The sequence below is a fragment of the Deltaproteobacteria bacterium genome (genome assembly GCA_028818775.1).
Lineage (GTDB): Bacteria > Desulfobacterota > Binatia > UBA9968 > JAJDTQ01 > JAJDTQ01.
The window spans coordinates 1-2,443 of record JAPPNE010000142.1 but is presented as its reverse complement, the minus strand read 5'-3'; the positions used below and the strand labels follow the sequence as shown (position 1 = coordinate 2,443).

Annotated in this window: 3 protein-coding genes; all 3 read right to left on the bottom strand. The window is 71.1% G+C overall.

All coding sequences use genetic code 11. From position 1 onward, the window contains the following. Positions 1 to 1,132 (bottom strand): ISKra4 family transposase (locus tag OXU42_15575; GenBank protein ID MDE0030809.1); only part of this gene is annotated, 1,132 nt, incomplete at its 3' end. Between the two features lie 3 nt (positions 1,133 to 1,135). Next, positions 1,136 to 2,026, bottom strand: coding sequence for a DUF4338 domain-containing protein (locus OXU42_15570; GenBank protein ID MDE0030808.1), 891 nt, complete (start codon positions 2,024 to 2,026; stop codon positions 1,136 to 1,138). A 202-nt stretch (positions 2,027 to 2,228) separates the two neighbouring features. Next, the coding region (locus OXU42_15565) for a methyltransferase domain-containing protein (GenBank protein ID MDE0030807.1) at positions 2,229 to 2,443 on the bottom strand (215 nt) is incomplete at its 5' end.

The following is a 2,443-nucleotide window of genomic DNA, read 5'->3' as shown; positions in this document are numbered from 1 at the left end:
GATGGAATACGTGCGCCGCCTTCCAGACGTACTCGACCACGTGGATGATGTCGAGGACCACCGTGACCTCCACCCCGAATTGGGCCGCGCCCGCTTCGACGAGGTCGAGCTGCGTCTCGGCCCCGTCGACGAGCACCACCCAGCGCTTGACCCGCTCGGGGTCGTGGCGCTCGGCTTCGAGCAGCGCCTCGGCAACCACCTCCGCCGGCTCCCGTTCGAGGCTCGCCCAGACCCGTTTCGCCACCGGGCGGGGCCGCACCGCCGGGGTCTTGGCCTTCTTGCCCTTGTTGGTCTTGTCCCCCGGCTGTCGGGGCATCAACGTCTGCAGGAACTCGTCCGCACTCCGCACGAACGGCGCGACCGTGTAGACGGCGGCCACTGTCGCCATCCGCTTCGAGTGCTTCTTCTCCCCCGGCTGGACGCGGCCCAACGGGGAGAGCGGCTCGCGTTGCCGCCGACGCCGCTCGGCCGCCTTGCGCGTCGCCTCGCGCAGGTCCTCGCGACGGAGCACCACCCCCTTGCCGTCGAAGGTGAGCACCACCACCGACTCGGCCGGCTGAGGCTCGCCCGCCGCCGCACGCCGCGCCTCGTAGAACGCGTCGAAGTCCTCGGCCGCGCGAGCCGCCAACTGTTCCGCCTGACGCTTCGGCACCTCCGCACCGGTACTGCGGGACAGATCGAACAACGCTTCGTCGAAAGACCGCGAGGCCGCCGCCTCCGCCACCCGACGGCGCACCTCCAGCGAGTAACGCTCCCCCGGCAGGTTGAGCGACGCATCGAGCGGATGGAGGCTCTCGTGACCGGGGCGCGCATAGCCCACGCGACCGACATCCACCGTCCCGAAGATCGTCTCCACCGCGCGTTTGTGCACGCGCCGTTCCCGGCGCTCGACACCATCAGACCCCGCCACCGGACCCGCCGCCTCCCCCGGACTGCGTTGGTCAAGGTGGCCTTGCAGGAGCTTCTGCATCAGCTCCTGGCCCCGCCGGTGCAGCTCCCGTTCGAGATCGCTCTCACTCATCTGCCGGGCCTCGCGCGAAGAGAGGTAGGCTTTGGCCTCCGCAAAGGCCGTCTCCGCCGCCGCATACGGCGCCGGGGCGGATGCCGCGGCGGGGTGGGGAACAACTCGCACGGCTCAACCCTCCCGAAGCCGCCGCTGCGCATCCCGGACCAGAGGATAGACCAGAACCGTCTTGGGCGCCTCGCCGACACGGCGGCCGTACCGGTCCATCCGCCCTCGACCGGTGGTGGCGCCCAGTGCCACCCAGTTGGCGGCGCGATACGAACCGCCGTGGTGGCGGCTCGGGTCCACCAGCGTCTCGACGAGCCACGGCTCGAGGCCGTAGCGGCGCGGCCAGTCGACCAGCAAGTGCGCGAGCCCGCGCGAGAGGACCGCGCTGGCCAGGTTCCTCACCCCGACCCACGGCAGCAACAGGAAGCGGCTGTTGTTGACCACGTGCTGGAGATTCCGCGCCCGGGTCGCGTCGTCCCAGCCGACCCAGCCGTCCCGCGCCGCCATGCGCCACGCCGGGCTGGAGAACTGCAGGCAGCCGACCACCACCCGCTGCGGCCTCGACGCGAACACCAGATAACGCAGGTGGGCGCCGAACGGCACCGTGTGCCCCAGGTAGTGGTAGCGCCCCACCAGCTCCCGGAACAGCAACCGCTCGGCCGGCTCGCGCACCGGCTCGACCGACAGGGGCTCGACGTCGCGCACGCTGCCCACGAGCGGGCAACCCGGCTCTCCCGCCGCCGTCTGGGGCACCCGGGTGACCGAGCCCGGCACGCGCCCCAGCCGCTTGTCCGGCAGCACCAGCGCACTCTCCGTGTCGAGCCGCTCGAGCAACTCCCGGCACTCGCGGGCCTTGAGCCGCCCGTTGGGACGCCGCCACCGCAACAGCTCGCACACCGTGCGCGCCAGCTCCATCCGGCTCAAGCCCGAACAGTCCCGCACGACCTCGCGGATCAGCGTCATCTCCCGCGCGCTGAAGGTGCGTCCAGAGAACCTCGTCGTCGCTGCGACCATCGCGGGGGCGTCTCCCTTCCCCACGACACCGTACTAAAACGCCGCGCGAATGTCCAGGGGAGCGCGCCAGAGGCGAAGACCGGAATCTGCCGGCGTCGTGATCAGGCCGGGACGGGAGCCAAAAGCAGCGGGTCGAGACGCTTGCCGGAAGCTGCCCCCGGCCAAAGGCGCACCACGAAGGGGTGCCCGTGAGCATAACTCATTATGAATGAATGAGATAGCATTCTACGCAAAAGAGCCGCACCCCCCGCGCGCCGAACCGCGCGAGCCGCAGCCGGGCCTGATCCAGCATCTCGGCGTCGACGTCGATCAGCTCGACCGCGCCGGCCCCTCCGTGCAGCAGGAGAGCTTCGGAGAGGGCCCCGGTGCCGGCGCCGAGATCGAGGACGAGGTCCGGGCGGGCGGCGGCCAGGGTGC

Bases quoted from the DNA above. Each gene is read 5' to 3' on its own strand.
- OXU42_15570 (MDE0030808.1), bottom strand. From the start codon at position 2,026: ATGGTCGCAGCGACGACGAGGTTCTCTGGACGCACCTTCAGCGCGCGG.